This is a genomic window from Serratia oryzae (assembly GCF_001976145.1).
Classification (GTDB): Bacteria; Pseudomonadota; Gammaproteobacteria; order Enterobacterales; family Enterobacteriaceae; genus Chania; species Chania oryzae.
The window spans coordinates 27,435-34,463 of sequence record NZ_MOXD01000019.1; the positions used below are offsets into that span (position 1 = coordinate 27,435).

At 55.5% G+C, this 7,029-nt stretch carries 7 protein-coding genes; 5 read left to right on the plus strand and 2 right to left on the minus strand.

Features of this window, described 5'->3' with window-relative positions:
- Positions 1-13 precede the first annotated feature (13 nt).
- The 5 genes from hemE to BMI79_RS21805 all read left to right on the plus strand — a co-directional run bounded on the left by hemE (position 14) and on the right by BMI79_RS21805 (position 3,603).
- Complete coding sequence (gene hemE, locus BMI79_RS21785) at positions 14-1,078, plus strand: uroporphyrinogen decarboxylase (protein WP_076944246.1); 1,065 nt, start codon at positions 14-16, stop codon at positions 1,076-1,078.
- Between the two features lie 30 nt (positions 1,079-1,108).
- Entirely contained in the window at positions 1,109-1,795 is a 687-nt protein-coding gene (gene nfi / locus BMI79_RS21790) for a deoxyribonuclease V (RefSeq protein WP_076944247.1), read from the plus strand.
- Positions 1,796-1,843: 48 nt separating this feature from the next.
- Positions 1,844-2,434: a YjaG family protein gene (locus tag BMI79_RS21795; RefSeq protein WP_076944248.1), complete on the plus strand. Its 591-nt coding sequence runs from the start codon at positions 1,844-1,846 to the stop codon at positions 2,432-2,434.
- Between the two features lie 189 nt (positions 2,435-2,623).
- Positions 2,624-2,896 (plus strand): nucleoid-associated protein HU-alpha, encoded by a 273-nt coding sequence (gene hupA, locus BMI79_RS21800; RefSeq protein ID WP_012004757.1) that lies wholly within the window; start codon positions 2,624-2,626, stop codon positions 2,894-2,896.
- A 35-nt stretch (positions 2,897-2,931) separates the two neighbouring features.
- Positions 2,932-3,603 carry a DUF1481 domain-containing protein gene (locus BMI79_RS21805; protein WP_083704517.1) on the plus strand — a complete coding sequence of 224 codons (672 nt, stop codon included), beginning with the start codon at positions 2,932-2,934 and terminating at the stop codon, positions 3,601-3,603.
- Positions 3,604-3,661: 58 nt separating this feature from the next.
- On the opposite strand, the gene purD is transcribed toward BMI79_RS21805, so the two are convergent.
- Both purD and purH read right to left on the minus strand, forming a co-directional pair.
- Positions 3,662-4,945 (minus strand): phosphoribosylamine--glycine ligase, encoded by a 1,284-nt coding sequence (gene purD / locus BMI79_RS21810; RefSeq protein WP_076944249.1) that lies wholly within the window; start codon positions 4,943-4,945, stop codon positions 3,662-3,664.
- A gap of 48 nt (positions 4,946-4,993) precedes the next feature.
- On the minus strand, positions 4,994-6,583 hold the full coding sequence (gene purH / locus BMI79_RS21815; RefSeq protein ID WP_076944250.1) for a bifunctional phosphoribosylaminoimidazolecarboxamide formyltransferase/IMP cyclohydrolase: 1,590 nt from the start codon (positions 6,581-6,583) through the stop codon (positions 4,994-4,996).
- Positions 6,584-7,029: the final 446 nt, after the last annotated feature.

The following is a 7,029-nucleotide window of genomic DNA, read 5'->3' on the forward strand; positions in this document are numbered from 1 at the left end:
GGGAGCCTGATAAATGAATGAGTTGAAGAACGATCGCTACCTGCGTGCCCTGCTGCGCCAGCCGGTGGATGTAACCCCTGTGTGGATGATGCGTCAGGCCGGTCGTTACCTGCCGGAATATAAGGCGACTCGCGCCCAGGCCGGTGATTTTATGTCGCTGTGCAAAAATGCGGAATTAGCCTGCGAAGTGACGTTACAGCCGCTGCGCCGCTATGCGCTGGACGCCGCTATTCTGTTCTCCGACATTCTTACCATTCCCGATGCCATGGGCCTGGGGCTTTATTTCGAAGCCGGCGAAGGGCCACGTTTTTCATCCCCGATTACCTGCCGGGCCGATGTGGAAAAGCTGCCAGCGTTTGATCCTGAAGATGAACTGGGTTACGTCATGAATGCGGTGCGCACCATTCGCCGTGAGCTAAAAGGTGCCGTGCCGCTGATCGGTTTCTCCGGCAGCCCCTGGACGCTGGCTACTTATATGGTGGAAGGTGGCAGCAGCAAGGCGTTTACCAAGCTGAAGAAGATGATGTACGCCGAGCCGCAAACGTTGCATCTGTTGCTGGATAAGCTGGCAGACAGCGTCATTTTGTATCTCAATGCTCAAATCAAAGCCGGTGCGCAATCGGTCATGGTGTTTGATACCTGGGGCGGTGTGCTGACTGGCCGCGACTACCTGGAGTTCTCGCTGCAATACATGCATAAAATCGTTGATGGCCTGCTGCGTGAAAACGATGGCCGCCGGGTGCCGGTAACCTTATTCACCAAAGGGGGCGGGCAGTGGCTGGAAGCTATGGCTGCGACCGGTTGTGATGCGTTGGGCCTGGATTGGACCACGGATATCGCCGACGCGCGTCGGCGCGTGGGTCACCGGGTTGCCCTGCAGGGCAATATGGATCCTTCAATGCTGTATGCCGCGCCGGAACGTATCGCGCAAGAAGTGGAAAGCATTCTGGCTGGCTTTGGCCACGGCGAAGGGCACGTATTTAACCTTGGGCACGGTATCCACCAGGATGTCCCGCCAGAGCATGCTGGAGCCTTTGTTGAGGCCGTGCATGCGCTTTCGGCTAAATACCATCGCTGAACCGAATCGCTGAACCGATAAGGAGGCGCTGTGATTGATACTCAGGCCCTGCGTGTGGAACAGTTACAGCGTGCGGGAGACGTCATTCGCCATGACGATTTTCTGCAAAATCCGCCGGTCTTTATTGCCGGTGCCGATGTCGGTTTTGAGCAAGAAGGCGCGGTGACGCGCGCTGCGATTGCGATTCTGCGCTATCCTTCTTTGCAACTGGTGGAATATCGCGTGGCGCGTATCAAGACCATCATGCCCTATATCCCCGGATTTCTTTCGTTCCGTGAGTGCCCGGCGCTGCTTGCCGCGTGGGAGCAACTGCAACAGAAACCCGACCTGATCTTCGTCGATGGGCATGGTATCTCGCATCCGCGGCGTTTGGGCGTGGCCAGCCACTTTGGTCTGCTGGTCGATGTGCCGACCATCGGCGTGGCGAAGCAGCCTTTGTGTGGCACCTTTGCCCCGCTTGATGCTGCAGTGGGGGCGTTGGCACCGTTAGAAGATAAGGGCGAACAGCTTGGTTGGGTGTGGCGCAGCAAGGCGCGCTGTAACCCGTTGTTTATTGCTACCGGGCATCGCGTGAGCACGGCTAGCGCATTGGCCTGGGTGCAGCGCTGTATGGCAGGATACCGCCTGCCGGAACCTACGCGTTGGGCCGATGCCATCGCTTCGCGCCGTCCGGCCTTTGTTCGCTGGTTACAGCAACATCCAGAGATGTCGACCTGAGCGATTTCGGGTACACTGCGCGGCAGATAACGAGTAAGAGAGTAGATAATGCTACGTAACCCGATTCATTTACGCTTGGAAAAGCTGGAAAGCTGGCAACATTTGACCTTTATGGCGAGTTTGTGCGAGCGTATGTACCCGAATTACCAGATGTTCTGCCTGCAAACCGGGTTTGGCGATCCGGCAGTTTATCGCCGTATTCTGGATCTGGTGTGGGAAACGCTGGTGGTGAAAGACGCCAAGGTTAACTTTGACAACCAATTGGAAAAGCTGGAAGAGGCGATCCCGTCGGCTGAGGATTATGATCTTTACGGTGTTTACCCGGCGATCGATGCCTGTATCGCATTAGGGGAGCTGATCCATTCGCGCCTCAGCGGTGAGACGCTGGAGCATGCCGTTGCCATCAGCGAAACGTCAATTCGCACCGTGGCGATGCTGGAAATGACCCAGGCTGGCAAAGAAATGACCGACGAAGAGCTGAAGGTTTTGCCTGCGATTGAGGAAGAATGGGACATCCAATGGGAGATTTTCCGCCTGTTGGCCGCCAGTGAAGAGCGCGATTTGGATCTGATCAAAGGGTTACGATCTGACCTGCGCGAGGCGGCGGTAAGTAACATCGGGATAAATTTAACGCAATAAGGCAAGAAAACGTGATTTAACGCCTGATTTGTCATGCCTTAAGGCTTCACATCCGCACCCTGTCTGGTCTACATTTGGGGGGCGAAAAAAAAGTGGCTATCGGTGCGTGTATGCAGGAGAGTGCTGTCAATCGGCATATCCGTCGCACTCGATGCTTTGCAAACGATAAACACACTGTAAGGATAACTTATGAACAAGACTCAACTGATTGATGTAATCGCGGACAAGGCTGACCTTTCCAAAGCACAAGCTAAACTGGCTCTGGAATCTACCTTGGCTGCTATTACTGAGTCTCTGAAAGAAGGTGATGCAGTACAATTGGTTGGTTTCGGTACTTTCAAGGTAAACCATCGTAACGAGCGCACTGGCCGCAACCCACAGACTGGTAAAGAAATCAAAATCGCAGCTGCTAATGTACCTGCGTTCGTTTCTGGCAAAGCACTGAAAGACGCAGTCAAATAAGACGCGTGTTGTTGAGAAGATTAAACAGGGGGGCGATGGTGCCCCTTTTGTTTGCCCGCCGTGTACTTATGGTGGTTGCCGTGATCGGCGGCCTGAGCGCCTGTAGCTTACGTTCCGCGCCGCCTTCCTTTACCGCCAGTGGTTTTGTTGCCGATCAGGGGGTTATCCGCCTGTGGCGCAAAGACGACGGCCAGCAGCGCCCTATGGTGCTGATGAGCGTCTATAGCCCCTATCGTGGGCCCGGTACGATAACGACTCTGTATGAGTACCAGAATGGCGCACTGCGCCAAATCAAGCGTACCGATGCCGATGGCGATCGGGACTCGATTCAATTGCGTTTTACCGCTGACGGTAGGGTCAGCTTTATGCAGCGCCAATTACCGACGCGGCGTGAAAAACTCTCTAGTGATGAGATTGCGCTTTACCAATATCAGGCTCGCCGTATCCTGGAAGTGAGCGATGCGCTCAATGCTGGCCGGGTCAGGCTGTTACAGGGGCGTTGGCAGCAGGGGAGTGTGCAGTCGTGCCGCGGTGAAGTGCTGAAACCAGACTTCGGCAAGCGGGCTGAGGCCTGGATTACGCAGCGTGCGGCCAACAGCAGCCAACCGTTGAGCGTTGCCTGGCTGGATGGGCCGGAAGGCCGCGAATTACTGCTGGTGGCGAACGACGATTTCTGCCGTTGGGAACCCACGGAAGATTCACTCTAGAACAGCCAATAAAAAAGGCTCTGCGAACAGAGCCCCCTCGTTTTAACCTTGATCGAGCCTATTTGCCACGGGCAATCGCGCGGTAGCCAATATCCTTACGGCAGAAACTGCCTTGCCACTGAATACTTTCCGCCAACCGATAAGCGCGTTGCTGTGCTTCTGCCACCGTTGCGCCCAAGGCCGTCACGCACAAGACGCGGCCGCCGCTGGTGACCACGTCATTCCCTTGCAGACGCGTACCGGCATGGAATACTTTTCCGTCGGCCGCTTCCTGCTGTGGCAAACCCTGGATCACATCGCCACTACGGTAATCACCCGGGTAACCCCCGGCAGCCAGCACCACGCCTAAGGAAGGGCGCGGGTCCCACTCGGAGGTTTTCTCGCCCAGTTTACCTTCGGCACCTGCCAGGCACAGTTCAACCAGATCGGAACGCAGGCGTAGCATGATGGGCTGAGTTTCCGGGTCGCCAAAGCGGCAGTTGAATTCAATCACCTTAGGTTGCCCGTCGGCAGCAATCATCAGGCCAGCATACAGGAAGCCCACGTAGGTATTACCTTCCACCGCCATGCCGCGTACGGTCGGCCAGATCACCTGATCCATCACGCGTTGGTGGATCTCATCAGTGACTACGGGGGCCGGTGAGTAAGCGCCCATGCCGCCGGTATTCGGGCCGGTATCACCATTGCCTACACGTTTGTGATCCTGGCTGGTGGCCATCGGAACCACGTTTTCACCGTCCACCATCACGATAAAGCTGGCTTCTTCGCCTTCAAGGAATTCCTCAATCACGATACGGTGCCCGGCGTCGCCAAAGGCATTGCCTGCCAGCATATCCTGAATGGCGTCTTCCGCTTCTTTCAGCGTCATGGCAACGATCACGCCTTTACCGGCTGCCAAGCCGTCAGCCTTGATCACGATCGGTGCGCCTTTGCTGCGCACATACGACAGCGCGGGCTCAACCTCGGTGAAGTTCTGGTACTCCGCGCTTGGGATCGCATGGCGTGCCAGGAAATCTTTGGTGAAGGCTTTAGAACCCTCTAGCTGGGCGGCAGCCTGCGATGGGCCAAAGATTTTCAGCCCGGCAGCTTGGAAAGCATCAACCACGCCGATGACTAACGGGGCTTCCGGGCCGACAATGGTGAGATCGATAGCATGACTTGTGGCAAAAGTCAGCAGTGCCGGGATATCGGTGGGGGCGATATCCACATTGGTCAGGTTGTTTTCCAGCGCGGTACCTGCATTGCCCGGCGCAACGTAAACCTTTTTCGCCAGCGGTGATTGGGCTGCTTTCCAGGCCAACGCATGTTCGCGCCCACCGTTACCGATAATCAGAATATTCATCAGGTGCTCCATAAACAGCGTGCACCTTGGTGCACGCAGAAAAAGGGATTAATGGCGGAAATGACGCATGTCGGTGAAGATCATTGCAATACCGTGTTCGTTGGCGGCGGCGATCACTTCGTCATCGCGGATCGAACCACCTGGCTGGATCACGCAGGTAATACCTACCGCCGCGGCGGCGTCGATACCATCACGGAACGGGAAGAAAGCGTCAGAGGCCATAGCGGAACCTTGCACTTCCAGGCCCTCGTCGGCGGCTTTGATCCCTGCAATCTTGGCAGAGTAAACACGGCTCATCTGGCCCGCCCCAATGCCGATGGTCATGTTGTCACGGGCATAAACGATCGCGTTAGATTTAACAAACTTAGCCACTTTCCAGCAGAACAGCGCATCACGCAGCTCTTGCGCCGTTGGCTGGCGTTCAGAAACCACGCGCAGATCGCTTGCAGTCACCATGCCCAGATCGCGATCCTGCACCAGCAGGCCGCCGTTGACGCGTTTGAAGTCCAGACCCGCAACGCGTTGCTGCCACTGACCGCAGGCCAGAACGCGCACATTCTGTTTGGCAGCCAGCAGGGAACGGGCTTCATCACTGATGCTCGGTGCGATGATGACTTCAACAAATTGGCGGCTGATGATTGCTTTTGCAGTTTCAGCATCCAGCTCGCGGTTAAAAGCGATAATGCCACCAAAGGCAGAAGTAGGGTCGGTCTGGTAGGCGCGATCGTAAGCGGTAAACAGGTTTGCACCGATCGCGACACCACAAGGGTTGGCGTGTTTGACGATCACACAAGCTGGTTCGGCAAACTCTTTCACACATTCCAGCGCGGCGTCGGTATCGGCGATGTTGTTGTAAGAGAGCGCCTTACCCTGGAGTTGTGTGGCGGTGGCGACGGACGCTTCCTGCAGGTTCTCTTCTATATAGAAGGCGGCTTGCTGGTGGCTGTTCTCGCCATAGCGCATATCCTGTTTTTTGATGTAGTTCAGGTTCAGGGTACGCGGGAAGCGGCCAGAGGGTTGATCGGTTTCGCCGTGATAGGCCGGAACCAGTGAGCCAAAGTAGTTGGCGATCATGCTGTCGTATGCGGCGGTATGCTCAAAGGCCTTGATCGCCAGATCGAATCGGGTTGGATAGCGCAGTGATCCCGCGTTGTTATCCATTTCGGTAATGATGGCGGCGTAGTCGCTGCTCTTCACCACGATGGCCACGTCTTTGTGGTTCTTGGCGGCAGAGCGCACCATAGTTGGGCCACCGATGTCGATATTCTCAACTGCATCTTCCAAGGAGCAGTCCGGGCGAGCCACGGTTTGGGCGAAGGGGTACAGATTCACGACCACCATATCGATCGGTTTGATCGCATGCTGCTCCATGATGGCATCATCCTGGCCGCGACGGCCAAGAATGCCACCGTGCACTTTCGGATGCAGGGTCTTCACTCGTCCATCCATCATTTCCGGGAAACCGGTATAGTCAGAAACTTCGGTAACAGGCAGACCGGCATCCGCCAGCAGGCGGGCGGTGCCACCGGTGGAAAGCAGTTCTACGCCTCTCTGAGAGAGAGCTTCGGCGAATTCAACGATACCGGCTTTATCAGACACGCTGAGCAGAGCCCGGCGGATTGGACGAGGTTGTTGCATGGTTTTATCCCTTGGCTTTGAGTCGCAATATAAAGAGCGTTACGTGAATCTCTACCTTATATAAAGGTTCTAGAGGAGCAACAGGAACAGATTCAGGTAACGCCCCCGTAAAAAAGGGGGATCATTTCGTCGCGGGAATTGTAGCGAAAACGTTTGCGCGGTGCTCGTAAAATTTCCGGGCAAATACGTTCTGTGGATAAGTTAGTGCATAACCAGGTATAAGGGGGGCTTTTGCTGTGGAATGCAGCAAACGGTGAGTTTTGTCGAAAATACCTGTTGCGGCCTGCGCGGAACTCCCTATAATGCGCCTCCATCAACCGGGAACGTGTGAATCACTTCACAGAGTATCCAGGACCGCAGAGAAAAAACCTGAAATTTAGGGTTGACTCTGAAAGAGGAAAGCGTAATATACGCCACCTCGAGTTAGCAAGCGAAAGCGCGTAACT

Bases quoted from the DNA above. Each gene is read 5' to 3' on its own strand.
- hupA (WP_012004757.1), top strand. From the start codon at position 2,624: ATGAACAAGACTCAACTGATTGATGTAATCGCGGACAAGGCTGACCTT.
- purD (WP_076944249.1), bottom strand. From the start codon at position 4,945: ATGAATATTCTGATTATCGGTAACGGTGGGCGCGAACATGCGTTGGCC.
- hemE (WP_076944246.1), top strand. From the start codon at position 14: ATGAATGAGTTGAAGAACGATCGCTACCTGCGTGCCCTGCTGCGCCAG.
- purH (WP_076944250.1), bottom strand. From the start codon at position 6,583: ATGCAACAACCTCGTCCAATCCGCCGGGCTCTGCTCAGCGTGTCTGAT.
- BMI79_RS21795 (WP_076944248.1), top strand. From the start codon at position 1,844: ATGCTACGTAACCCGATTCATTTACGCTTGGAAAAGCTGGAAAGCTGG.
- BMI79_RS21805 (WP_083704517.1), top strand. From the start codon at position 2,932: ATGGTGCCCCTTTTGTTTGCCCGCCGTGTACTTATGGTGGTTGCCGTG.